Annotated in this window: 20 protein-coding genes; 6 read left to right on the top strand and 14 right to left on the bottom strand. The window is 69.6% G+C overall.

The features are described from left to right. Positions 1 to 138: 138 nt before the first annotated feature. From mshC to BLQ75_RS18135, 4 genes are all read right to left on the bottom strand, one after another. Positions 139 to 1374, bottom strand: coding sequence for a cysteine--1-D-myo-inosityl 2-amino-2-deoxy-alpha-D-glucopyranoside ligase (gene mshC / locus BLQ75_RS18150; RefSeq protein WP_092603863.1), 1236 nt, complete (start codon positions 1372 to 1374; stop codon positions 139 to 141). Between the two features lie 142 nt (positions 1375 to 1516). Further along, entirely contained in the window at positions 1517 to 2458 is a 942-nt protein-coding gene (locus tag BLQ75_RS18145; RefSeq protein WP_092603944.1) for an MBL fold metallo-hydrolase, read from the bottom strand. Positions 2459 to 2733: 275 nt separating this feature from the next. Beyond that, positions 2734 to 3525, bottom strand: coding sequence for an SCO1664 family protein (locus BLQ75_RS18140; protein WP_092603862.1), 792 nt, complete (start codon positions 3523 to 3525; stop codon positions 2734 to 2736). 6 nt (positions 3526 to 3531) lie between these two features. Further along, on the bottom strand, positions 3532 to 4098 hold the full coding sequence (locus tag BLQ75_RS18135; RefSeq protein ID WP_092603861.1) for a DUF3090 domain-containing protein: 567 nt from the start codon (positions 4096 to 4098) through the stop codon (positions 3532 to 3534). Positions 4099 to 4402: 304 nt separating this feature from the next. On the opposite strand from BLQ75_RS18135, the gene BLQ75_RS18130 reads away from it, so the two are divergent. Together BLQ75_RS18130 and BLQ75_RS18125 are read left to right on the top strand one after the other, a co-directional pair. Then, on the top strand, positions 4403 to 5341 hold the full coding sequence (locus BLQ75_RS18130; RefSeq protein WP_092603860.1) for a S66 peptidase family protein: 939 nt from the start codon (positions 4403 to 4405) through the stop codon (positions 5339 to 5341). A 57-nt stretch (positions 5342 to 5398) separates the two neighbouring features. Then, on the top strand, positions 5399 to 6031 hold the full coding sequence (locus BLQ75_RS18125; protein WP_092603859.1) for a nucleoside/nucleotide kinase family protein: 633 nt from the start codon (positions 5399 to 5401) through the stop codon (positions 6029 to 6031). A 55-nt stretch (positions 6032 to 6086) separates the two neighbouring features. Here the strand turns inward: BLQ75_RS18125 and BLQ75_RS18120 are convergent, their stop codons facing one another. The 4 genes from BLQ75_RS18120 to BLQ75_RS18105 are packed head-to-tail and all read right to left on the bottom strand — an operon-like array spanning position 6087 to position 11481. Further along, positions 6087 to 7706, bottom strand: a complete 1620-nt coding sequence (locus tag BLQ75_RS18120; RefSeq protein ID WP_092603858.1) for an ABC transporter ATP-binding protein — start codon at positions 7704 to 7706, stop codon at positions 6087 to 6089. Continuing rightward, positions 7703 to 8605: an ABC transporter permease gene (locus BLQ75_RS18115; RefSeq protein WP_170837560.1), complete on the bottom strand. Its 903-nt coding sequence runs from the start codon at positions 8603 to 8605 to the stop codon at positions 7703 to 7705. Before BLQ75_RS18115 ends, BLQ75_RS18120 begins: the two co-directional genes overlap by 4 nt. Further along, positions 8602 to 9636: an ABC transporter permease gene (locus BLQ75_RS18110; RefSeq protein WP_092603857.1), complete on the bottom strand. Its 1035-nt coding sequence runs from the start codon at positions 9634 to 9636 to the stop codon at positions 8602 to 8604. Before BLQ75_RS18110 ends, BLQ75_RS18115 begins: the two co-directional genes overlap by 4 nt. A gap of 3 nt (positions 9637 to 9639) precedes the next feature. Beyond that, the gene (locus tag BLQ75_RS18105) at positions 9640 to 11481 is read right to left on the bottom strand and encodes an ABC transporter substrate-binding protein (protein ID WP_244515687.1); all 1842 of its coding nucleotides are present in this window, start codon (positions 11479 to 11481) and stop codon (positions 9640 to 9642) included. A gap of 150 nt (positions 11482 to 11631) precedes the next feature. Between BLQ75_RS18105 and BLQ75_RS18100 the strand changes: the two genes are divergently transcribed. Beyond that, the gene (locus BLQ75_RS18100; RefSeq protein ID WP_092603856.1) at positions 11632 to 12459 is read left to right on the top strand and encodes a M55 family metallopeptidase; all 828 of its coding nucleotides are present in this window, start codon (positions 11632 to 11634) and stop codon (positions 12457 to 12459) included. Between the two features lie 51 nt (positions 12460 to 12510). Here BLQ75_RS18100 and BLQ75_RS18095 read toward each other — a convergent pair whose 3' ends face one another. Beyond that, positions 12511 to 13302, bottom strand: coding sequence for an Imm1 family immunity protein (locus tag BLQ75_RS18095; protein ID WP_244515686.1), 792 nt, complete (start codon positions 13300 to 13302; stop codon positions 12511 to 12513). 288 nt (positions 13303 to 13590) lie between these two features. Between BLQ75_RS18095 and BLQ75_RS18090 the strand changes: the two genes are divergently transcribed. After that, complete coding sequence (locus BLQ75_RS18090; protein ID WP_092603855.1) at positions 13591 to 14334, top strand: sugar isomerase domain-containing protein; 744 nt, start codon at positions 13591 to 13593, stop codon at positions 14332 to 14334. A gap of 200 nt (positions 14335 to 14534) precedes the next feature. On the opposite strand, the gene BLQ75_RS18085 is transcribed toward BLQ75_RS18090, so the two are convergent. The 5 genes from BLQ75_RS18085 to BLQ75_RS18065 all read right to left on the bottom strand — a co-directional run bounded on the left by BLQ75_RS18085 (position 14535) and on the right by BLQ75_RS18065 (position 20635). Then, positions 14535 to 15344 (bottom strand): enoyl-CoA hydratase/isomerase family protein, encoded by an 810-nt coding sequence (locus BLQ75_RS18085; RefSeq protein WP_092603854.1) that lies wholly within the window; start codon positions 15342 to 15344, stop codon positions 14535 to 14537. A gap of 157 nt (positions 15345 to 15501) precedes the next feature. Next, positions 15502 to 15711 (bottom strand): helix-turn-helix domain-containing protein, encoded by a 210-nt coding sequence (locus tag BLQ75_RS18080; RefSeq protein ID WP_017975887.1) that lies wholly within the window; start codon positions 15709 to 15711, stop codon positions 15502 to 15504. 419 nt (positions 15712 to 16130) lie between these two features. Beyond that, a complete protein-coding gene (locus tag BLQ75_RS18075; RefSeq protein WP_092603853.1) occupies positions 16131 to 17759 on the bottom strand; it encodes an ABC-F family ATP-binding cassette domain-containing protein in 1629 nt (542 codons plus the stop codon). 489 nt (positions 17760 to 18248) lie between these two features. Then, positions 18249 to 18929, bottom strand: a complete 681-nt coding sequence (locus BLQ75_RS18070; protein ID WP_244515685.1) for an acVLRF1 family peptidyl-tRNA hydrolase — start codon at positions 18927 to 18929, stop codon at positions 18249 to 18251. 110 nt (positions 18930 to 19039) lie between these two features. Next, on the bottom strand, positions 19040 to 20635 hold the full coding sequence (locus BLQ75_RS18065; protein WP_092603852.1) for a deoxyguanosinetriphosphate triphosphohydrolase family protein: 1596 nt from the start codon (positions 20633 to 20635) through the stop codon (positions 19040 to 19042). 64 nt (positions 20636 to 20699) lie between these two features. Between BLQ75_RS18065 and BLQ75_RS18060 the strand changes: the two genes are divergently transcribed. Together BLQ75_RS18060 and BLQ75_RS18055 are read left to right on the top strand one after the other, a co-directional pair. Next, positions 20700 to 21935, top strand: coding sequence for a lycopene cyclase family protein (locus BLQ75_RS18060; protein WP_092603851.1), 1236 nt, complete (start codon positions 20700 to 20702; stop codon positions 21933 to 21935). Between the two features lie 218 nt (positions 21936 to 22153). Then, positions 22154 to 23947, top strand: a complete 1794-nt coding sequence (locus tag BLQ75_RS18055) for a GGDEF domain-containing protein (protein WP_092603850.1) — start codon at positions 22154 to 22156, stop codon at positions 23945 to 23947. Positions 23948 to 24096 lie beyond the last annotated feature (149 nt).

The following is a 24096-nucleotide window of genomic DNA, read 5'->3' as shown; positions in this document are numbered from 1 at the left end:
AAAACCGACCCGCGCATCACGTTCCGGCCGGTTCGGCAGGACGGAATTCCCGCTCGCGGTGTCCGGGGCGGCGACCCGTCGGGACAGGGCCACCGCCCGTGCTGCCCACCGGCCCGAACCGGCGCGACCGGCAGGTGCTTACAGGACCACACCCAGCAGGGCGTCCACCGCGTCACGAACCGTCGCGGGAGCGTTGGTGTCCTCCCCGCTGCCACACAGCGCCTCGTCGGCCCAGGCGTCCACGGCTCGCAGCGCACCCTCCGTGTCGAGGTCGTCGCTGAGCCGTTCCCGCAGCAGGTCGAGCGTCGATTCGACGGCGGGCCCCTTGGACAGCTCCACCGCCCGCCGCCAGCGAGCCAACCGGGCGGCCCCGTTGGTGAGCAGGTCCGCGTTCCAGGAACGGTCGGAGCGGTAGTGCCCGCTCAGCAGCGCCAACCGGATGGCCATCGGATCCACCCGGTCACCGCGCAGCCGGGAGACGAACACGAGGTTCCCCTTGGACTTGGACATCTTCTGCCCGTCGAGTCCGACCATGCCCGCGTGCGAGTAGTGACCGGCGAAGGGGTGCTGACCGGTCAGCGCCTCCGCGTGGGCGGCGCTGAACTCGTGGTGCGGGAAGGCCAGGTCCGAACCCCCGCCCTGCAGGTCGAACCCGATCCCGAGGCGGTTGAGCGCGATGACCGAGCACTCCAGGTGCCAGCCGGGACGCCCCGCGCCGAGCTCCGACTCCCAGGAGGGTTCGCCGGGGCGCGCCATCCGCCACAGCAAGGCGTCGAGCGGGTGTTCCTTGCCGGGCCGCTCCGGATCACCGCCACGCTCCGGGAAGACCTCGGCCATCTCGTCCCTGCTGTAGCGCGACTCGTAGCCGAGCCTGCCGGTGGCGTCGTGCCGGAAGTAGACGTCGGGGAACTCGTGGTCGACCCGGTAGGCCGCCCCGGAGGAAAGCAGTTTGGTCACCGCCTGCTCGATCTCCGGGATGGATTCCACCGCCCCGATGAAGTCCCGAGGGGGCAGCACCCGGAGGGCGGCCATGTCCTCGCGGAACAGGGCGGTCTCGCGCATCCCCAGCACGACCCAGTCCTCATTGTCGTGCGCGGCACGCTCCAGCAGCGGATCGTCGATGTCGGTGACGTTCTGCACGTAGTGCACGTCGCTGCCGTTGTCCAACCAGATGCGGTGCACCAGGTCATAAGCGATGTATGTGGCGGCGTGCCCGAGGTGGGTCGCGTCGTAGGGGGTGATGCCGCAGACGTACATCCGCACCCGAGACCCGGTACCGACCGGTCTGACCTCACCGGTGGCGGTGTCGAACAGTCGCAACGGATGCGGAGTGCCGGGCAGACTGGGCACGGAAACCGATGACCAGGGTTGCATGGGTCCGACCCTAGCCGCCACGGTTGAGTGACCCGTGGCGGGCCGGAGCTTTCCCACCGACGTGGGAAACGCCCCCGGCTCCGCCGGAGGCGAGCGCGCTCACGGCCGCCCAGCGCGCCCCGAGCGGGCCGTGGCGTCGGCCTCAGGAGCGCAGCGTCCGCGTCTCCCCGACCGCCATGTCCCACAACCGTTCCGAAGTGCCACCCGCCCGGAACCAGGCCACGCGCAATCGTTCCAGGGGTTGCAGCACCGGTTCCCTGGTCAGTGGGAAGGTCGCCCAGTGCATGCTCGCCAACCGGCTCGCCCCCAGATCCAGGGCGGCCGTCACGGCGTCCTCCGGGGTGAGGTGCACCGGCCGCATCACCCTGGTGGGGTGGTAGGCGCCGATGGGCAGCATGGCCACGTCGATATCCGGGTACGCCCGCCCGATCCGCTCGAAGTGCCGACCGTAGCCCGTGTCTCCCGCGTGGTAGAACCTGAGTCCGTTGGGGGCCGTCACGAGCCAACCGCCCCACAGGCTGCGGCAGAAGTCGGTCGGGCCACGGCGACTCCAGTGCCGGGCGGGCACGAAGTCGAACCGCAGCGCTCCGATCCGCGCCGACTCCCACCAGTCGAACTCGGTGACGGCGGTGAACCCCCGCGCGGTGAACCAGCTCCCGAGTCCGAGCGGCACGAGCACGGCCACATCGCGCGGGAAGCGCTCGATCGTCGGCGCGTCCAGGTGGTCGTAGTGGTCGTGGCTGATCAGAACCACGTCCACCGGAGGCAGCCGCGCGAACTCCAGTCCCGGCTCGCTCAGCCTGCGGGGTACGCCCGGGATCCGCCTCGACCACACCGGATCGATCACCACTCCCGTGCCCGCCACGCGCAGCAGGTACGTCGCGTGCCCGATCCAGGTCAGCGCCGCCTGCCGGGGGCCGATCGCCGGCAACGGAGCGTGGCTCACAGGCACGAGCAGAGGGTCGAGTTCGCTCCGGCGTGGCACCTCGTAGGTCCACATGAAGCGCAGCACGTCACCGAACCGCGGCAGCGGCCCCACCAGTCTGTCGGTGAACGTGGTGCCGCGCGGGAACCGGATCGCCATCCCCACCACCCCGGGTCGAATGCCTCGGCGAGCGAGTGGTCCCGCCGGGAGAGAACACCAGCGGGAGAATCCCAGCCTGCCACGGATCACACCCCGTTCGTAGCGGCCCGACGGGTGACACGGGGTGGCGCCGTTCACAGGAGCGGCGCCGGCCGGACGGGTCGTTCGGCGAGAGGCTCCCGCGGGGTTCGCGGAGAGGTCATCGCGCCGCGCGGACCTTCGGGCACGACGACGCGGCACCGAAAGCCGCTCGTAGGACCGGGTGAAACGCCCCGTCAGAACGGAGGCCAGGGAATCGCCGGCCACTCGCCGGACGGCGCTGGGAAGACCCCGCTTTCGAGCAGCCGTTCGATCCGCTCCCGCAAGGCCTGGATCTCCTTGGTGGTTATGTGCTCACCCAACCGGTCGGCGAGCTCGCCGTCCAGTTCCCCGCGCAGCCGTTCGAGGGAACGCACCTCCACGGTGTCGAGACCTCGCCCCAGCCAGCCCCACAGCACGGTCCGGAGTTTCTCGTCGGCGTTGAGGCTCACACCGTGGTCGATGCCCAGCACCCGCCCACCGGGGGTGCACAGCACGTGGCCGCCCTTCCGGTCGGCGTTGTTGATCACCACGTCGAACAGGGCCAACCGGCGGAGCTCCTCGTGGTCGGAGTGGGCGAGCACGACCGGCTCCCCCTTCTCGTCCCGCGCGTGCAGCACGGTCAGCCAGTCCGACGGCACGTCCCGGGGAGAGCGAACGTCGACCAACTCGGAGTCCGGTCCGGTCTCGACCCACAGTTGCACCATCCCGGGGCCGTGCGGACCCTCACGTAACAGGGTCGGCGGCACCAGGCTCCAGCCGAACGCCTCTGAAAGCAGGTAGGAAGCGACTTCCCTGCCCGCCAGCGTGCCGTCCGGAAAGTCCCACAACGGCCGCTCGCCGCGTACCGGCTTGTACACGCACTCGGCTCGCACGTCCCCGTCCTCGACCGAGCACAGCAGCGTGGCGTTGGAGGCCTCGATCAGCCGCCCCTGGACCTCGAGCCGCCCCTCTCGCAGCAGCTCGACAGCGACGTCGTCGGCGAGCACGACGCGCTACTCCTCTTCCGAACGGCGATAACCGTTCTGCCTGGGGCAGATGTGCCCTTCCGGATCGAGCGGCTCCGAGCACAACGGGCAGGGCTTCCTGCCCGCCTCGATCACCCGTTGGGCACGTTCGGCGAAGGCCCGCGCGTGCGCGGCGCTGAGGAAGACCCGAACCGCGTCCGGCCCCTCCTCGGTATCGTCGAGCACCACCGACTCGTCGACCTCCTCCTCGGTGACCGCGAGCAGTTCCACGACCACCGCCTCGGTCTCGGCGTCCCAACCGAGCCCCATGGTGCCGACGCGGAACTCCTCCTCCACGGGAACTTCCAGCGGTCCGGAGTCGACCAGCTCCTCCGGGGGTTCGGAGGGCAGCTCGGTGTCGAACCGGCGCTGCACCTCTTCCAGCAGCGCGTCGATGCGTTCTGTCAGCACCGAGACCTGCTGCTTCTCCAGTTGGACGCTCACCGTTCGCAAGTCCTCGGTGGCCTGCAGGTAAAAGGTGCGATCGCCGGGCTCACCGACCGTTCCCACGATGAAACGGTCGGGCTGACGGAATACGTGGATGACACGAGCCATGACGCCCTCGACACTAAGCCACAGCGGTGCCGACCATGCAGCCCCGTCCCCTTGAACACCAAGCGAATAGTCCCTGGCAGCGTCGGCGTCACTGCCGTCCGCCGAGCACAGCGACCGAAAGCACCCCGAGGTCGACGATGTTCGCCCCCCGCGAACAACGGCACCGGTTTCCGGGTTCCCCTCGGGGGATGGCCGCTCCCGTCGCCATGACACCACCGATCATCACCAAACGTATCAGACACGAGACCGTTAGTAATCGGATCGTGGGCACGCACCACCGCGCGGTTCGGGGCATGATGAACCGATGCCGACGATCACAGCGACACGCGGCCTCCCCGCCCTCCCCCGCCCCGGAGACACCGTCGCGGTGGTCGCACCGGCGGGCCCCGTGCCGGAGGAACAGCTGCGGACAGGTGTCGAACTGCTCGAATCCTGGGACCTGCGGGTCGAGGTCGGCGAGCACGTCACGAGCCGACACCCCCGACTGGACTACCTGGCCGGTTCCGACGCGGAGCGGGCCGCCGACCTGGAACGGGCGTGGTGCGACCCCGGCATCAAAGCGGTGTTCTGCGCACGCGGTGGTTACGGGAGCGTGCGGATCCTGGACCGGCTCGACTGGCCCGCCATGGCCCGGGTACCCGGCAAACTCCTGGTCGGATCCAGCGACGTGACCGCACTGCACGAGGCGGTCGGACACCACCTGGGAGTGGCGAGCCTGTTCGGCCCGATGATCGCCACGAAGGCCTTCACCGAGGATCCCCCGGCCCGACAGCACCTGTGGCACAGCCTGTTCGAACCGGAGGAGGTTCGTTCACTGACCGCCCCGTGCTCCGGCGCCCTGCGCACCGGCCGGGCGGCCGGGATCACCCACGGCGGCAACCTGAGCGTGCTGGCCGGGCTGCTCGGATCCGGGGACCTGCCCCGTCCACCCAGTCCCGGACTGGCTCTGCTGGAGGACGTGACGGAACAGCCCTACCAGCTGGACCGGTATCTCACCCAGCTGAGACGGGCCGGCTGGTTCGAAACCGCCGCCGGAGTGGTGCTGGGCTCGTGGCGGGACTGCGGATCGGCCGAGGGGGTGTTGGAGACCCTGCTCGACGTACTCGGTGACCTCGGGGTACCAGTGGTCCGGGAACTGGGGTTCGGCCACTGCGACGGCCAGCTCACGGTGCCGCTCGGCGTGCGCGCCGAACTCGACGCCGAGGCCGGTACGCTCACCGTCACCGAGCCCCGCCCGGACTGATCGGGACGCCCCACCGGAGGCGGTGGGAACGGTTTTCGAAAGGCGGCGGCACGAGGAATGCGAGTACGCTCCACCACCCCGGACCCGCTGGCGGCCGAGTTGAGCGAGGCACTGCTCGACGCCCCCGGGCGCCCGTGGAGCAGAGTCGCCGTCGACGGTCACCCGCTCACCGGAACGGGCGAGCTGGCCGATTCCCTGGCCGAACAGCTACGGCTACGGGGACGTCACGTGCTGCGAGTGCGGCTGTGGGACTACGTTCGTCCCGCCTCGCTGCGGCTGGAGCGGGGACGCGAGAACCCGGACTCGTTCCGGTTCGACTGGTTCGACTTCGAGGGACTGACCAGGGAAGTGCTCACCCCGCTCACACCGGGCGGATCCGGACTCGTGCTCCCCGCGCTTTGGGACCCGGAACTCGACCGATCACCCCGCCTGGAACGAGTGCGGCTCACCGAGGGCGGTGTGGCCGTCCTGGACGGGCCGTTCCTGCTCGGCGGCGGACTCGAACTGGATTTCACGGTGCACCTCTGGATGTCCGAGAAGGTACTGGTGCGCCGAGTGGGCGCGGAGCAAGAGTGGCAACTGCCCGCTTTCACCGAATACCAGCGGGAGGCCCGCCCCGACCTGCTCGCGGACCGTCTGGTGCGGATGGACCGACCGGAGCGCCCGGTGGTGGTGGACTCGTTGGAGTAGCTGCCGCTCGGGAACGGCTCGTCGCGCCCCGGGAGACCGCTCCCGAACGCGCCGATCACGAGACACTTCCCTCGAACGACGGAACAGCCGCCAACAACTCCTTGGTGTAATCGTGCCGGGGTTCGGTCAGGACCCGCTCCACCGGTCCCGTCTCGACGATCTCGCCGGACCGCATGACGGCCACCCGGTCGGCTATGTTCCAGGCCAGCCCGAGATCGTGCGTGATGACCAGGGCGGACAGCCCCCGCTCGCGGCGCAGCCGCAACAGCAGCGCCAGGATCTCGCCGCGCACCGTGGCGTCCAGCGACGCGACCGGCTCGTCGGCGACCAGCACACGCGGACGCAGCACCAACGCCCCGGCGATGACCACACGCTGCCGCTGGCCGCCGGAAAGCTCGTGCGGGAACCGCGCGGTGAACTCCTCGGCGGGGCGCAGCTCGGCCGCTTCCAGCGCCTCGCGGACCCGCACCGCCTCGTCGTCCGCGCAACCGTGCACCCGCAGCCCCTCGGCCACCGCCTCGTAGACCGTGTGCTTGGGATTCAACGCACCCGTGGGATCCTGCAGCACCAGCTGCACACTGCCGCGAAAGGCACGCAGCTCCCGTCCGGACGTGGCCAGTGGACGACCCTCGTAGTACACCGTTCCCGCGTTCGGGGGACACAGGCCCAACAGGGTGCGGGCGAGCGTGGTCTTGCCGGACCCGGACTGCCCCACCAGGGCGAGGATCTCGTCGCCCATGACCTCCAGATCGACGTCCCGGACCGCACGCACCCGGTTGCGGTAGCGGTCGCCGAACTCGACGCTCACCCCTTCCGCCGCCAACAGCGATCCCCGCACACCCCCGGCCGACTCACCTGGCTCCCCAGCCCCCGGGTATCGCGACCCTTCGTCACCGATCGTGGGAAAGGCCGCGGCCAAGGCTCGGGTGTGCTCGTGTTCGGGCGTGGCCACCAGTTGCCGCGCGGGGCCCTCCTCCACCAGTCTCCCCCGGTACATCACACCCAGGCATCGGCAGCTCGCCGCCAGCACCGAAAGGTCGTGGCTGATCATGAGCAGCGCGATGCCCCGTTCGGACACCAGGCGCCGCAGCAGCGCCAGAACCTGTGCCTGGACCACCACGTCCAACGCGGTGGTGGGTTCGTCCGCGATGATCAGGCGGGGATCGCAGGCCAGCGCCATCGCGATCATCACGCGTTGCCGCTGCCCACCGGACAGCTCGTGCGGGTAGGCGTCCCGCCGGGCACCGGGGAGCTCCACCTGCTCCAGCAACTCGGTGACGCGGGCCCGAACCCGCGCCGCGGCGGGACGTTCGGGCGAGTGCAGCCTGATGGGTTCGGCTATCTGCTCGGCGACGGTGCGAACCGGATTCAGCGCGTGCATCGCTCCCTGAAAGACCACCGAGGCGCTCGTCCAACGAGCGGCACGCAGCTCTCCCCAGGTCAGCCGCTCGATGTCGTGCCCGTCGAGCAGGATCGTGCCGTCGACGCGGGCCGAACGCGGCAGCAGCCGCAACACGGCCAGTGCCAGGCTCGTCTTGCCGCAACCGGACTCACCCGCGAGTCCCAGCGTGGCGCCGGGACGCAACGTCAGGTTCGCATCGACCACGGCCCGGTGCGGCCCGTCCTCCCCGCGGTAGGTGACCGAAACCCCGTCCAGGCGCAGTATCGGAGTCATCTACGTTCCCCCCGCAGCCTCGGATTCAGCACGGTTTCCAGCACGCGACCGCACAACGTGAAGCTCAGCACCACGACCGCGATGCCGAGGCCGGGCGGCAGCAGGTACCACCATGCGCCCGCCGTGACCGCTCCGGTATCCATGGCGGACTTCAGCATCGACCCCCACGAGATCATGGCCGGATCGCCCAGCCCCAGGAAGGAGAGCGTGGACTCGGCGATGATCGCGCTGGCCACGGTCAGGGTGGTGGTGGCGAACACCAGTGGCAGCACGGCGGGCAACACGTGCTTGCCGAGCAGGTGGCGGTGTCCCCCGCCGAGCGCCCTGGCTCGTTCGATGTACGGACGGGTCTCCACGGTCAGGGTCTGCGCCCGCACCAGCCGCGCCGTCTGCGGCCAGGACGTCACCCCGATGGCGAGCACGATGGTGAGCACTCCCCTGGACAGCACGGTGGACAGTGCTATGGCCAGCACCAGGGCCGGCAACACGAGGAAGAAGTCGGTCAACCGCAGCAGCAGGGTCGAAACCCACCCACCGAAATGCGCGGCCACCAGCCCCACGACGGTGCCGATCAGCATCGACAGCACGGCGGCCGACAGCCCGACCAGCAGCGACATGCGGGCACCCCACCAGGTCAGCAGCAGCACCGAACGCCCGGACTCGTCGGTGCCCAGCCAGTTCTCCGCGCTGGGCGGCCGCAGCGGCGCACCCCCCGCCCTGGTGACGTCGAGCTCTGCGGGAGGGGTGAGGACCGGAGCCAGCAGCGCCAGCACCACGACCAGCGACAGCACGGCCAGTCCGAACAGCCCGCCCCGGTCGGCGCGGTAGACCCGCCAGCCCTCCGCCAGCGCGGCCAGACGTCGCCCCGCGGCACCCGTGGGGTTCGGCGGGGCGCTCACGAGTCACGCACCCGGGGGTCGAGAAGACGGTAGACCAGCTCGGCCAGCACGTTCATCACGATCACGCTCCCCGCGAGGACAATGAACGTTCCCTGCAACAGCGGCAGATCGGGCACCCGCAGCGCCTCGTAGGTCAGCAGGCCCAGCCCCGGCCAGGAGAAGACGGTCTCCACCGTGATCGCCCCCGCCACCACCAGACCGAGGTGCAGGAAGATCAGCGTCACGGTCGGCAACAGCGCGTTCGGCACGGCGTGCCTGCGGCGCACCAGGTCCTCACGCAACCCCTTGGCGCGCGCGGTGGTCAGGTACTCCGCTCCCATCTCCTCCAGCAACGAGGTGCGCATGACCATCATGAACTGCGCGTAGATCACCGCGACGAGGGTCAGGCACGGCAGCACCAGGTGGTGAGCCACGTCCAGCACGTGGGGGACGACGCCGGCGGGCACGTTCGCGGAGGACATTCCGGCAACGGGGAACAGCCCGGGCAGCGGCCCGACGCCGACCCCGAAGGCCATCAGCGCCAGCAGGCCGAGCCAGAAGGTGGGCACCGACCACAGCGTCAGCCCGACCGAAGTGAACCAGCGGTCCACGGGACCGCCCTGGTGCCAGGCGGCACGGGCCCCCATCCAGAGCCCGACCAGCACTGCCAGCACCGTGGCGGTGCCGACCAGCAGCACGGTGGGGCCGACCCGTTCGAGTATCAGCTCCGCGACCGGACGGTTGTAGATGTAGGAGGTCCCCAGGTCGCCGTGCAGCAGATCGATCACGAAGTCGCGGAACTGCAGGTAAAGCGGTTGGTCCAGCCCGAAGCGGTGCCGCAGCGCAGCCAGCTGCTCGGCACTGACCGGAGTGGATCTGGTCATGGTGCGTGCCGGATCTCCCGGCAACACCCGGAACAGGAAGAAACCGAGTACCGCCACCAGGAACAGGCTCACCACTCCGCCCCCGGCCTTCGCGGCGACGAAGCGGAGCAGGGGTGGCGGCCCTGTCGAAGCGGCGCTCGTCTCGAACTCGTCGCGTGTGTCCGTCATGACCTATTCCCGATGTTCCGCCGTACGGCGACGACGTGCCGCCACCGACGCGAGCACGACCGCGCCGAGCAGCGCCACCCCGACGATGACGAAGGCCGCCGAGCGGTACCCCGCCCCACCGGAGGCGGCTCTGGCCTGTTCGGTGGGACGTGCCCGGTAGTAGCCCCAGTAGCCCTGCTGCGCGGTGATGACACCGCCTTCGGTGGGCTGCAGCATGAACCCCGCGAAGCGGTCGGAGCGGTACGCCTCGAGGGCGTTGGGGTAGAACAGGATCAGCCCGGTGGCCATCCGGTGGAAGCGCCGCTGCGCCCGTTCGACCAGTTCGACCCGTTCGGAGTGGTCGAACTCGGCGAGCTGGCGGGCGTAGAGCTCGTCGTAACGCCGATCGCACAGGAAGCTGTCCGGCAACCCGCCCCCGCCCGGCTTGGGGCGGGCACCGCAGGTCTGCAGGCGCAGCACGTAGTCCGGATCGGGGTTGACCGACCAGCCGCTGACCACCATGTCGAAGTCACCCGCGGTGGTGCGCTGGTTGACCTGGTTGTCCGAGACCGGCCGCAGCCGGACCCGGATGCCCAGCCGGGACAACCACTCCTTGACGAACTCGCCGACCAGCGCGTCGGTAGAGGAATCACCGTGCAGCACGAACTCGAAGTCCAGGGGCCTACCGGCGGGCCCGTGACGAGCGCCGTCGGGCCCGCGGGGGTAGCCCGCCTCGTCGAGCGCCCGGTTGGCCGATTCGATCGAGAAGGGACGCCTCGCGCGCGGGGGTGGTGTCCAGTAGTAGTCCTCGAAGATGGGGGGAAGGTAGCCCGCGCCGACGGTGCCGTAACCGCCGAGAACGCGTTCGACGAGGACTTCGCGGTCGATGGCACGGTCGATGGCCCTGCGCACGCGGGGATCGCGCAACGCGGGATGTCCGGTGCCGATGGGCTCGCCCGCGCTGTTGGCCGCACCCGGGTTGAGCACGATCTCGTAGAAACGCCGCCCCTTACCCCGGACCCGCCGGATGTTCTCTGCACCACGCAACGCGTCGAACTGGGTGGGGGTCAGGTCGCGAACCACATCGATCTCGCCCTTGCGCAGTGCCTGCACGGCCGCGTCGCTGTTCTCGAAGTTGACGAACCGGAGCCTGTCTACGTTGGGGGTACCTCGCCAGAAGTCCTCGTTGGCGCGCAGCGTCAGGAACTGCTGGGGACGGTACTCGGTGGCGATGAACGGGCCGTTGCCGACGATGGGCATGCGCTGGTTGGCGAATTCGGCGACGTCGTCGACGCTCGACCAGACGTGTTCGGGAACGATCGGTACCGCGATGGAGCGCATGGTGGCCTGGGGGCTCGTCGTGCGGATCACCACGGTGCGGTCGTCGGGGGCTGTCACGCTGGTGAAGCCTTCGACGTAGTTGCCGTTGGCGGTGGCCGCCGCCGGGTCGTCCATCATCCGGTTGAAGGTGTAGGCCACATCGCCGGCGGTGACCGGCTCTCCGTCGGACCAGTGCACCCCCTGCCTGATGTGGAACGTCCAGCTGAGTTTGTCCGCCGAGGACTTCCAATCGGTGGCCAGCTCCGGGACCACCGAGAAGTCCTCGGCGCCGTAGGTGGTCAGGGTGGGATAGATCAGCCTGAAGACGCTGGTGGAGGCCAGGCTGAACCCGAGGAACGGGTTGAGCGAGTCGAACTCCTGCTGGATGCCGACGCGGAGGGTCACCTCACCGCCGGAATCCGCTTCCGGCGAAGCGGAGCGCGTGCTCTGTCCCGCGGCGGGAACCGCAGCGGCCAGGAGCAGGGTGAGGATCAACAGCAGGGCCCGTGGAGCCGCTCTCGGGGCACCCGAAGGTCCAACACCCACTGTGATCACCCTTTCGCGCTACGTGGTAAGAAAGAACCACTCCGAACGGTTCCCAGTCAATGGTTCACCGATTCGGCGTGGCGAGCACGCCGAGGCTCGGAGTGCGCAACGAGCTGCCGTCAGTGGTTTCGACATCTAGGGTGGACAGTCGTGCGAATTCTGATCTCCGCTGACATGGAAGGCGCCACCGGCGTCACCGGTACGGACGACGTGGTGGCGGGCAGGGAGGCGTGGCAGCGGTTCCGCGAGCTCTTCACCGGTGACGTCAACGCCTGCGTGGCCGGTCTGGCGGCGGGCGGAGCGAGCGCGACGCTGGTCAACGAGGCGCACTCGATCCAGCGGCACCTGCTGCTGGAACGGCTCGACGGACGCGCGCGGATGCTGACCGGACGCCACAAACCACTGTCGATGATGGAGGGGATCGACTCGGGCGTGGACGGGGTGGTGTTCCTCGGCTACCACACCGGAGCGGGTGTGGAGGGCGTGCTCTCGCACACCTACATGGAGAGCGGGCTGCTCGGGGTGTGGTTGGACGGCGCGCACGCGAGCGAGGGCAGGCTCAACGCGGCCCTGGCCGCCGAGCACGGTGTCCCGGTCCTGCTGGTCACCGGGGACGACCTGACGTGCTCGGACGCACGGGACTACGCGCCGGACAGCGCCGTGGTCGCGGTCAAGGAGTGCGTGAGCAGGTACGCCGCGATCTGCTCACCACCGGAGCACACCGCCACCGAAATCCGCACCGCCGCCGAACGGTCGATGCGGCTGGCGGGGCGAGGCACTCCCGAGGCATCGCCACACCGAGTCGAGCTCGAGTTCACCGGCACGCATCTGGCGGCGGCCGCGGAACTGGTGCCCACCGTAAAGCGGCTCGGAACCCGCACGGTGGGTTTCGAGGCCACCGATATGACGACCACGATGAAAACCTTCAAGGTGATCACGACCGTGGCCTCCCGCGCCGCGCAGGAGGTCTACGGCTGAGCCGGGCCGGGTCCGGTGGAACCGCCCGGCGGGTGGCGGCGCGGTTGGGGCCTACTGCCCCCAGCGGGCCCGCTGCCAGCCGACCGAGCGCGGACACTCGCCGGTGCTCACGAACTCGTCGAGGGCCGCCCGGAGCTCGGCGAACCCGAGAACCGAATCGGTGGGAAACGTCAACGGGCTGCCGAGGTCGAACCGCAGCACCGGAGCCCGCGAATCCGGCTCGGAGCTGCGGGTCTGCCAGGAGGAGAGCTGGCCCTGCTCGTCCTCCTCGGTGTAGTTGAGCACTCCCATCTCGTCGTCGGCCGAGGTCACGATCCGGAGGCCGCTGTAGGGGCCGGGCTCCTGCTCGTTCTCGTAGGGTCTGTCCCAGACGTAGAGCCTGCAGGCGCATCCCTGCTTCGGTGGGCGGAGCAGTCGTTCCACCAGCTCGCGCTTGCTTTCGTCCCGCTCGGCGTACTCCCGCTGCTCACCGATCACACCGGTGGCGACCGTGACTCCGAGCTCGGTGTTACGCGCTCCGACGGCTTCGGCCCGGAAGGCGTCCAGCTCCGCGCGGGCCTCCCGCAACGCGCGCAGGGCCGCTCCCTGGTGAAACACCAGGTCGGCCCAGTAGGGATGTTCCATCACCCGGTTTAGGTCCGCGTAGACGGACTGGGTGGCGTCGATCAGCTTGTCCACGTGGTCCAACGGCACATCCGTCAGGCGGGTGAAGATCTCCGTGAAGTTGCCCGGCGCGGCTGACTCGTCGTGTGACGGCGGATTCGACATGCCTTCCGTGTTCCAATCCGTGTACCCGTTTCCCTGGTGGCACCCGTCCGACCCCACCAAGCTGTTGGCGATCATGCTGCCAGCTTCGGACGGAGTCCGGACGGGCCGGTGACCGAAAGTTCCCGGGGCCGGCTCCGGGATCACCCGAGAGACTACCGTGGGTACACGGTTCGGCCCGATACGCCATCGCCGGAAATCACCGAACCGTGCCCCGGTCACGGTTCGAAGGTGTTTCCCCGGACCACGTGACGACCCCTCGAACGACCGAAACGGATGACGAGTGATCTGTCACACATGGCCCAGTTCCGGAAACTTCGCTGCGATTATCGGCTTCCGACAGCAGCCCCCAGCCGAGAGGACGGCATGACGGACGGTTCGCACGCACGCAAGCACGCCGAGCGGAACCTGCAGGACCTGGATCGCGTGGCCGAGCACAACGGGGCCGCGCTGGGCGAGGCGGCCGGGAAGCTGATCGACTGTCTCGACGACGACGGACTCGTGTTCACCGCGGGAGCGGGGCACTCCCTGGCCGGTGTACTGGAAAGCTTCTACCGGGCCGGCGGTCTGGCCGCGGTACGGCCGCTCTACCACCCGGACCTGCTCCCGCTCCACGGCGCGGCGACCAGCACCGCCACGGAACGAAAGCAGGGTCTGGCCCGGGAGGTCCTTCAGGAGGCGGGACTGCGCGGAGGCACCGACGTACTCGTGGTGTTCTCCAACTCGGGAACGAACCCCTACCCCGTGGAACTGGCGGCCACGGCACGACGCGAGGGTTCGGAGGTCATCGCGGTCACCTCAACGGCGGCCTCCGCCGGAGCACCGCGTCGCACGGCGGAGGGGACGCTGGCGGAGCAGGCCACGTGTCTGCTCGACACCTTGGTTCCCGCGGGCGACGTCACGCATCCCGAACAACGACCCGCCACAGCGCCGGGATCCTCGCTGGCCAACGTGTTCCTGTGGAATCTGCTGATGGTCGAGACCTACGAACGCGCCAACGAGCTCGGCGTATCGCTGCCGTGGTGGCGCAGTTCCAACGTCCCCGGTGGGGACGAGGCCAACTCGGGCCGACTGGAGCAGTACGGCAAACGTATTCCCCGACTACGCTGACCGCGTCACCGGGAGACACCGAAAGCCGACCTCGACGACTGTCGCGACTGGTCTAGACCGAAACCGGTCCGGGCCGTCGCGACCCGGTGCCGGTTCGACGGGGCGGTTCGCGGCCGGACGCACGACCGACGGGCCCGCCCCGCCCCATCGGGTAGCACCGCCCGAGCCCCACGGCGACCGGGCGGGCCCACGCCGGTCGGCTACTCGCCGCCGGAATCACCGACCAGCTCCCTGAGCCTGCGCAGCTGGGCCGCTCGCTCCGCGGCGAACTGCTGTTCGGGATCCTCCGCCTCCTCGGCCTGGGACAGCAACGCGAGGGTCTCGCGCACAGCTCCGGCGGGCGAACGCGTGATCGCCTCGACCAACCGGTCGGTGGCGGCCTCCAACTCGTCCGGCTCGACCACCGAATTGGCCAGCCCGATCCGTGCCGCCTCCTCGGCGGCCACCTCCCGCCCCGTCAGGCAGATGTCGGCCGCTCTGGAGTAACCGACCGCCCGTACCAGCGGCAGCGTCCCCCCGAGATCGGGAACCAGCCCCAGGCTGGTCTCCGCCATCCGCAGCGTGGCGTCGGTGGTGAGCACACGCATGTCACAGGCCAGCGCCAGTTGGAACCCGGCGCCGATGGCGTGCCCCTGCACAGCCGCGATAGTCACCCGCTCGGGGTCACGCAACCAACTGAAGCCCTGCTGGAACGCGGCGATCTCCGCGTCCCCCTGCTCCACCGGACGTGAGGCCAGGGACATCAACCCCGGCGCACCGTCCACCTCCTCGGCCTCGAACAGGCGCCGGTCCAGCCCGGCGGAGAACGATCTGCCCTCCCCACGGACCACGACCACGCGCACCTCCGGAGCGAGGTGCTGACCGATTTCGCGTAACGCCTTCCACGTGTCCGGCGTCTGCGCGTTGAGTTGATCAGGCCGGTCGAGGACGATCGTCGCGCGGGAACCGCGCACCGTCAGTCGAACGTGCCCACGATCCAGTACACCAGGATCAATTACCGATTCCGTCAAACGGGCCCTCCGTCGCTACACACCGAGCGGTCGACGATGGCAACCACCCTAGAAGACCGATCATGGGTCCGCGATCGGAGGCCGTGTCGGTACGGGCCGTTCGGGCACGGCGTGCCCGGTGCCGACAGCGTGCCGGGCACGCCGCAGCCGTGAGTACCTATTTCTTCTTGGATCGGGTCGCGCCACCGCGACCCCGCAATTGCACTCCGGACTCGACCAGCACGCGGTGGACGAAACCGTAGGAACGGCCCGTGGCCTCCGCCAGGGAGCGAATGCTCGCCCCCTTCTCGTACTTCTTCTTGAGGTCACTGGCCAGTTTGTCTCGTGCGCTTCCGGTGATTCGCGCACCCTTCTTCAGATCAACCACTGTGTCCCCGCCTTCCCCGTAGAACAGGTCGGGCCGCTCGCGACCCCTGTCAAGCCAATGATCGAACAGGAAAGCCGGAAACGCCAGACGACCTTGCCAACAGATCCCGACCAAACGGCGGATATATTCCTATTGATCATGAAAATCAGGTATTGCGACCCGCAAAACAAGATCAACATTTCGTTACCGGCATACGGAGATCCGTTCCGTGAGAGCACGGAGACGAAAAAACGCCCCTCCAGGGGCGGAGATCATTCGGGAACCGAACCGGTACAGCGCCGACGACCGGGTGAGACAATGATCCCAGTTGGACCGCCTCCCGGTCGGCGGCGCGACTCGCCCGAACCGGCTCGCGACGCGACCGTGCCCGAGGTGGCCGTGGTCGCCTCGCACGGCACCCGGTCACACCGCACCGGCGGTCAGGCGAGCTGCACGAAGTCCATGTACTCCTCGGACCAGTGGTCCTCGCTGCCGTCCGGAAGCAGGATCACCCGCTCCGGCTCCAGAGCCTGCACCGCTCCCGGATCGTGGGTGACCAGCACGACCGCTCCGGTGAAGCTGCGCAGCGCATCGAGCACCTGCTCCCGGCTGGCCGGATCCAGGTTGTTGGTCGGCTCGTCCAACAACAGCACGTTGGCGGCGCTGGAGACCAGTCCGGCCAGCGCGAGACGGGTCTTCTCACCCCCGGAGAGGGTGCCGGCGGGCTGTTGCAGCTGCTCACCACTGAACAAGAACGCCCCCAACAGGGTGCGCAACTGCTGTTCGGAGGTGTCGGGAGCGACCGTGCGGATGTTCTCCCAAACCGTCGCGTCCGGATCCAGCGTCTCGTGCTCCTGCGCGTAGTAACCGATCCGCAGCCCGTAGCCCGGTTGGACCTCCCCCGCGTCCGGCGCCTCCATACCGGCCAGCAGCCGCAGCAGCGTGGTCTTGCCCGCACCGTTGAAGCCGAGCACCACGACCCTGGAGCCGCGGTCCACCGCGAGATCGACTCCGCTGAAGATCTCCAGGGAGCCGTAGGACTTGGACAGCCCCGTGGCCGTCAACGGCGTGCTGCCGCAGGACGCGGGTGAGGGAAACCTGATCCTGGCCGTTTTCTCCGAGGGCTGGTCGTCCTCGAGTTCGGAGAGCATCTGGTCGGCACGGCGCGCCATGTTCTTGGCCGCCACCGCCTTGGTCGCCTTGGCGCCCAGCTTGTCCGCCTGCGCCTTGAGGGTGGCCGCCTTCTTCTCGGCGTTGGCCCGTTCACGTCGCCTGCGCTTCTCGTCGTCGGCGCGGGCCTCCTGGTAACGCTGCCAGTTCATGTTGTACACGTCGGCCACGCCGCGTGCGGCGTCCAGGTACCACACCTTGTTGACCACGGCGTCGATGAGCTCGACATCGTGGCTGATGACCACCAGCCCGCCGTCGTGGACCTTGAGGAAGTCCCGCAGCCAGTTGATCGAGTCGGCGTCGAGGTGGTTGGTGGGCTCGTCGAGCAACAACGTCGTGTTGGAGGCACCTCCCGGGCCGGCTTCCGCGGCCGCGAACAGAATCCGGGCCAACTCGACACGCCTGCGCTGCCCACCGGACAACGTGCTCAACGGCTGCTGCAGCACACCGTCCGGCAACCCGAGGTTGCTGCAGATCCGCCCCGCCTCGCCCTCGGCCGCGTAACCACCGCGCGCGGCGAACCGCTCCTCGAGCTTGCCGTACTTGCGGATCGCCTTGTCCCGCGCCGCGTCATCGACGAGCTCGGCCATCTCCGACTGGGTCTTCTCCATGTCGCGCAGGACACGGTCCAGTCCCCGCGCGGAGAGCACCCGGTCCTTGGCCGTGACGGAGAGGTCCCCCTCCCTGGGGTCCTGCGGCAGGTAGCCGATCTCACCGTGCCGGGTGATCTCACCGCCGTAGGGCTCGCCCTCACCGGCCAACACGCGCAACGTGGTGGTCTTGCCCGCGCCGTTCCGCCCGACCAGACCGACTCGATCACCGGGCTGAACGCGCAGCGAGGTGTCCTCGAGCAGGATACGGGAACCGGCCCTGAGTTCGAGGCCATTGGCAGAGATCAACGCAAACTCCGGATCGAGACATATCGGTCAACGTGCTTGTCGGCGGGCACCGCCCCCGGAACCGCGTGACTCCGGTCAGTCCCCGCCGTCGCCCGCGCGAATCGGACGCCCCACGACGGCGGAGAACGTCACCTCGCGCGTACGGCGCTCGGCCGCGCCGCCAAACGGCGAGCCGCACCACCGGGCGAACCACGGTCCTCTGGACCGTAACCACCCGGCCACCCGGCGGGGGAGTCCCCCAGCGACATCGACGCACGAGCCACGGCGATCGACGTCCGCGCACCACACGCGCCGCGACGGAAAGCGATCACAAACCACCGCGAGTATACCGGCCGCACGACTCGTTTTCGACATCCAGGGAACCGGTGGACTCCCACGATTCTCGAGGGAATCCACCCGGCGGAACTCTCCGTCCCCGGTGGGTCCGACATCGGACGACGGAGCACGAGAGACTCGGCCGAGCCGGCGCTCCGGCGGAACGACGAGAACTCACTCCCCCGGTTCGCGCACCTCCACCTCGACCGAGATCGCACGCCCCGCCGCCTCCCGCAGCACCGACAGCCTCGGTTCGGGGACGTCCAGCACGCGCGGCTCGGCCGCCGACAGCAGTCCGGACAGGCGCGCGTCGGAGGACAACTCCTCCAGGGCGGCACGATCGCCGCCGAGGACGATCCCGTCCAACTCCCGGCGCACCGGAAGCAGCATTTCCGCGACGGCACCGGCCGCCGAGCCCACCGCCTTGCGGGACTGGCCCGCCCGCCTGCGGGCGTAGCGCTTCTGCGACCAGCCCCCCGCCTTGGTCCTGCCCTGCACGTAGTGGCGATCGGTGCTGGATGCCACGACCTCGCCGTCCTGGACCACACCGATGCTGTGTGCCCCGTGGCGGACGAGGACCAGACCGAGCCGCCGGGAACGCGAGAGGTGTTCGAGCAGCCCGGGGATCACCAGCCCCTCGGACTCACCGCTCGGCTCGTCGAGCCCCCCGAACGGGACCCGCACGAGGGCCTCCGCGCCATCGACGGCGATCACCCGCACGGTGCTCGACTGCTCTCGGCTCCGCGTCACCCCGTCGTGGCGCCGAGCGAACCGCTCGAACCAGCCGGACAGCCGGCCCGGTTCCACCTCCACCGCTCTACCGCCGCCCGGTAGCTGGCGCACCCTGCTGCTCACAGTCGGAAAATCCTAGTGGACCGGGCGTGCCCGTCGGAACGGACGACCCCGGGCCAGAAATGAACGGGGGCAGCTCCAGCGGTGGCGGGACAACACCGCGACACACCGGTTCAGAGCACGAAGGTGTCGGACCACAGCTGCGTTGTGCGCCCGGACAACGACTCCAGCAGGGCCGCCGCCTGCTCGTCGGTGAGGGAGGCGACGAAGTCGATGACGGCCCTGCCTCGGGCCATCCGTTCGAGCTGTTCGCGGTCGGGCGGATGCGTTCCCGGTGCCTCCGTGGGCAAAGCCAGCAGCGCGACGTTCTCGCGCCGGACCGAGTCGAGCTCGGCGGCGGCGTGCTCGAACAGATCACGCAGCCGGTGCGGCAGCCGGGCGGACTCGCTGCGGTCGATCAGCCACTCGTCCAGCGCCTGCACCAGTTTGCTCAACAACCGGTCCTGACCGCGTTGGTGCAGCGCGAGATCGGGACGCTGCAGCACGAAACGCCGGTGCACGAACTTGAGGATCTGCACCTCGTGCCACTGCTCCGTGTCCAACGTGACATGCCCCGAACGAGTGGTCGGCTCGACATCGACCCGCACCCCGTGCACCAGTCGACGCGTCCAGGCCCCGGAGAACGCGGCGACGGCCCGCTCGGCCTGCTTGGAACGGTCGAACGGTTGTTCCAGCAACTTGGTGACCAGGTCGGACTGCACCTTCTTGACGGCGCCCACGAACGCCTCGTCGTCGGCTATCCAGGAGTCCTTGGCGTGCAGCCGTCTGCGCAACTCCTCCAGCGAATAGCCGGGGGCCTCCGCCCTGCGTCGAAGCTCGGAATCGTCGAACCGGGCCAGCTCAGCGGACCTGCCGAGCCACTCGGTCAGCTCGGTGGACACGGTCGCGTGCTGCAGGATGCCGACACGGTGGAAATCTTCCAGGTCGTGGATCGCATAGGCGATGTCGTCGGCGGTGTCCATGACCGAGGCCTCGACGGTCTGCTGCCACCCCGCCAGCACTTCCGTGAAGGGAGCCCGGCAGTCCAGCATGTCGTCGAGTTCCGTGACGTAGGCCGAGAATTTGGAGGCCCCCGTGCCGGGCGCGTCCTCCGGCTCCGTGGCACCGCGCGGCGGCAGGGAGTGCGACGACGGCTCCGGCGCCGCGAGCCGGGTCCAGGGGTACTTCAGCAGCGCCGCCCGCACGGCCGCGGTCAGGTCGAGGCCGTCCCCGCCACCACCCCGCACATCGATGCTGCTGACGATGCGGAAGGTCTGCGCGTTGCCCTCGAACCCGTCGACCAGTCCGAAGCGCTGGCGCGCGATGCGGTCCAGCACCCGCTCACCCAGGTGACCGAACGGGGGATGTCCCAGGTCGTGCGCGAGACCGGCGCCCTCCACGACATCGAGGTCACACCCACCGAGCCGTGTCACCGCGAGGCGGGTGTCCGCGTCGTCCAGCAGGCTCTCCCCGATGGCCCTGGCCACCTGGGCGACCTTGAGGCTGTGCGTCAACCTGTTGTGCAGCAGCAGTCCGGACCCGCTGGGGCTGACGACCTGGGTCACCCCACCCAGACGGGCGAAGAACGCCGACCCGGAGATGCGGTCCCGGTCGGCCCGGAACGGGCTGGCCGCCAGATCCGGTGGCTGGTGGGCGGAAGCGAGCTCGTCGGCGACGCGCGAGCGGTGACCACGTCGCGCGGTTCGCCCGGATGGCGGCTGGAGTTCCATGCCGCAACGCTATCGCGACCACCGCCCGAACTCCTCGCAGGAACCGCCGTGATCTGATGGCGGCATGGCGGACGTGCTGGTGGTGGGGGGCGGCCCCGCCGGGAGAGGGATGGCGGCGGCGTGTGCCGACCTCGGGCTGCGAGTCACGCTCGTCGACCCGGCACCGCGGCGTCGATGGCCGCACACCTACGCCTGCTGGCGCGCCGAGCTGCCCGCCACCGTCGCGGAGGGCGCCGTCGCCAGTGCCGCGACGCGAACGACCGCCGTGGGTACGCGACCGCACCCGCTGCACGGTCATTACTGCGTGCTGGACAACTCCGCGCTGCACCGGCTGCTGCACCGAGACGGGATCCGCGAGGTCGCCGGAACCGTGGTCGAGGTGGAGCACCACACCGCCCGGCGCACGGTGCGGCTGCGAGAGGGAGGAGAACTGAACGCGGCGGTGCTGGTGGACGCCTCGGGAAGCAACCGGGTGCTCTCGGGAGGGCGCCCGGATCGGGTGGCCAGCGAGCAGACGGCCGTGGGGGTGACGGTGCCGAGCGAACACGCGGAACCGCTGGTCCCCACGGGACACGGCGTTTTCATGGACTGGCGACCCGCTCGGCCGGACGAGGACTCGTGGCCGAGCTTCCTCTACGCCGTTCCTCTCCCCGGAGGCAGGACGCTGCTGGAGGAGACCGCCCTGGCGCGGCGGCCGGGACTGCCGTTGGCGACGCTGCGGAGACGGCTCCGGGCACGGCTGTGGGCGGCGGGGGTGCCGATTTCCGAGGCCGGCCCCGAGGAACGGGTGCGGTTCCCATTGGACGACCCCCTTCCCGAACGACGGCGTACCGAACCGTTCGGCACCGTGCCGTTCGGCGCCGCCGCCGGGCTGGTACACCCGGCCACGGGTTTCAGCGTCGCCGACGTGCTGCGGTCGGCCCCACTGGTGGCCGCCGCACTGAGCGACGGGCTGGAGCGGGACCCCGTCACGGCCGCGCGCGGCGCGCGGTCGGTGCTGTGGCCGGTGTCGGCGCTGACCACACGGCAGCTGCGGCTGCGCGCCGCCGAGGGGCTGCTCGCGATGCCCCCGCGCGTGGTGCCCGAGTTCTTCGACGTGTTCTTCGACATGCCGCTCCCGCGGCGGCGGGCATTCCTGTCACCGTCGGCCTCGCCCCGGGAGTGCGGCGGTGCCATGTCGGAACTGTTCCGCCGTGCTCCCTGGTGGTTGCGCCGGCGACTGGTCGTCGGTGGCCTGGTGGGCCCGAGCTCCCCGAGCGGCGGGGAGCTGGAACGGCCGGTCCACCACGGGAGCGAGTAAGGGCGGGGCCGAACAGCGGAGCACATCCGAACGGCACCCCCTACGGTGAACGGACGACAGCACGTGTCGAGCCGTGGCCACCGTGTTGTGCCGGTTACCACATTCTCAGCTCGCGATTGCTGCCGCGGCACGCGTGAGCGCGCTATGTTGTCGAAAGACGACAGGCAGGAGCGTTGATATGACGGTGAACAGCTGGTGAACAGGCTCGCTGAGACGACATGAACCCCGGCAGTATCGATCACGTGCTTGGACCGGCCAACGATGTGCGATTCGCCTTCCAGCCGCTGATCAACATCCGCACGGGAGCGGTGGTCGCCGTGGAAGCGCTCGCCCGCCCCGCCGACGGACACATCACGGACTTCTTCCGCGAAGCCGCCCGCCAGAAACGCGTCGGGGAACTGGACGTGGACCTGGCCGTCTCCGCCGTGGACCGGGTGAGCGAACAGCAGTCGCTGCTGCCGCTGCACCTGAACCTCTTCGGCGGAACCGTGACGCACGAACCACAACGGCTGCGCGCACTGCACGACAAACTCGCCGAGGTGGGACGTCGCGCCCCCGAGATCACCCTCGAACTGGCCCCGCCGTTCGCCCGCCTCGACCGGCGGAAGCTGTGTTCGGAAGTGGCGAACCTGCGCTCGCACGGCTACCGGGTCGCGGTGGACGGTGTCGGGGAGGGGGACGTGCCGCTGACCCTGCTCGCCGACCTGGCCCCGGACGCGATCAAGCTCGACCGGGACGTCATCGAGAGCCTGCCCGAGGACCGGGGGCACGCCGCGCTGCTGGACTCACTGCAACGCCTGTGCAACTCGACCGGCGCCATCCTGATCGCCGAGGGACTGGAACGGCGGGAACAGCTCAAGGCACTGCGCGAAGCGGGCGTGCGCGTGGTCCAGGGCAACCTGCTGGCCCCAGCCGCACGACAACCACCGACCTCGCTGCAGATCGCCGAAGCGGTCCCCGAGACCGATGAGCCCTACAGTGGGTCGGTCCCCACCCCCTCGGGGCCCCGAGTCACCGAGTTCCTGTCCCCCGCGACCATGCTCTCCCGCGACGCCACGGCGGACTCGGTGCGCGGCGTGCTGGCCGATCATCCCGAGGTCAGCGGAGTCGTACTCGTCGACGAGCACAACCGCCCCGAGTACTCCATCGACCGCAACCGGTTCCTGCTCGCGGTCACCGGCCCGTACGGACACGCGCTGCACGCGCAACGGCCGGCGGCTCGGCTCGCCGACGAACCACGGGTGGTGACCACGGCCACCACCGCCATGGAAGCCCTGACGCTGGTCAGCGGGGCCGACCACACCAGGGTGCACGACGACGCGATCGTGGTGGACGAGGCCGGCAGATGCCTCGGAACCGTGCGGGCGGTGCATCTGATCCGGGGGATGGCGGAGTTCAAGGCGGAACAGGCCGCGTCACTGAACCCGCTCACCCGGCTGCCCGGCAGCGACGCGATCCAACGCGATGTCGACGGCCGCATAGCGGGCGGCGAGGTGTTCGCCCTGAGCTGGTTGGACATCGACGGTTTCAAGACCGTCAACGACAGCGCGGGCTTCTCCGCGGGGGACGAGCTGATCCGCTCGGTCGGCAGGAGCCTCACCGACGCGGCGACCTCGCTGGGCTCGGTGCGCGTGGGGCACGTCGGTGGCGACGACTTCCTGCTGGTCGCCGATCTCGACGATCTGGTGAACCTCGCGGAGATGGTGCTGGACCCGCCCCGCCGCGCCGGGGGCATCGACGTCAGCCTCTCCCTGTCGACACTGGTGTGCACGCAGAGCGGCACCACCTCGTACCAGGACGTCTCGCGGATGCTCGTTCCGTTGAAAAAGCACGCGAAATCACTGCGGGGCTCCAGCTGGGTGATGTCACGGACCGGCTCGGACCGGATCGACGTGCTGCGCGGCTCGCACGGTGACATCCCCCAACAGGGAGACCCCGGGTTTCCCACCCGCGACCCCGATCCACCGGACGCTGCCGGGGAGTCAGGCGCACGTCACCACGAGGGCCGGTGATCACCACCGCTCGGGAGCTCGGCCGACACGACGGCCGACACGACGGTCGACGGGACGACGGCGGCGCTGCCGTTCGGTCAGCTCGTCGAAACCGAACGGGTGGGGAACGTGCCCCCGGCGTTCCTGATCGGTGCCGCCGTGATGCCGCT

The organism is Actinopolyspora xinjiangensis, assembly GCF_900104475.1.
In the GTDB taxonomy this organism is placed as follows: domain Bacteria; phylum Actinomycetota; class Actinomycetes; order Mycobacteriales; family Pseudonocardiaceae; genus Actinopolyspora; species Actinopolyspora xinjiangensis.
The sequence above is the reverse complement of the archived record's forward strand: the minus strand, read 5'-3'. Positions and strand labels throughout refer to the sequence as shown.